The organism is Hymenobacter agri, assembly GCF_054778495.1.
On record NZ_BAAGZM010001231.1, the window covers coordinates 1 to 620 of the forward strand.

A 620-nucleotide genomic window follows, 5' to 3' on the forward strand; every position below is an offset into this window, starting at 1 on the left:
CTCGCCCCCGGCGACTCTGTGCTGGTGGTCTTTGCCGTGCTGGCGGCCCCTACGCTGGCGCAGCTGCAAGCCTCTGCCGATGCGGCGGAACAGCTCTACGCTACGGTGCTGCCCACGCGGGCGGCGACAGCGGTGGCGACCGGGCTCAGCGTGTATCCTAACCCGGCTGCTGAGTTACTGCGCGTAGAAGTGACTGCTGATTTTGGCCTGCGGGAGATTGAGATACATAATACCCTGGGGCAAGTGGTGCGGCGGCAGGTAGCCAGCGGCACGGCCGCAACCGTCAGCCTTGTCGGATTGGCCCCGGGGCTGTATCTGGTACGAGCCCGGGGGGCTGCGGCGGCCGCAAGCCAGTCCGTAGAAGTGCGCTAGTACACCGTATCAATGCATTTAACAGGCTTTCCACCCACTCCTCAGCTTACCTGCCACAAGCCCTCCCAGCTGGTGGTGTAGAGCGGCGAGCGATACGCGGCCCGCCCGGCCCAGGCCGGCCCTCGATTGTGGTTAGCTCCCTTGGCCCACCCCGCTGCGGCCAGCCCCACCACCGTCTGTCCAAACCGGCCGTTGAGCCGGTCCAGCGTAGCCATTAGCTGTGCCCGCTCGGGCGACGTGGGCGCGGC

2 protein-coding genes are annotated in these 620 nt (G+C 66.9%); one reads left to right on the forward strand and one right to left on the reverse strand.

Annotated features, from left to right (window positions below; genetic code table 11):
• On the forward strand, nt 1-372 hold a 372-nt coding region (locus ACYVDE_RS25495), incomplete at its 5' end, for a T9SS type A sorting domain-containing protein (RefSeq protein WP_460504304.1).
• 41 nt (nt 373-413) lie between these two features.
• On the opposite strand, the gene ACYVDE_RS25500 is transcribed toward ACYVDE_RS25495, so the two are convergent.
• Nucleotides 414-620 (reverse strand): DUF4113 domain-containing protein (locus tag ACYVDE_RS25500; protein ID WP_460504305.1); only part of this gene is annotated, 207 nt, incomplete at its 5' end.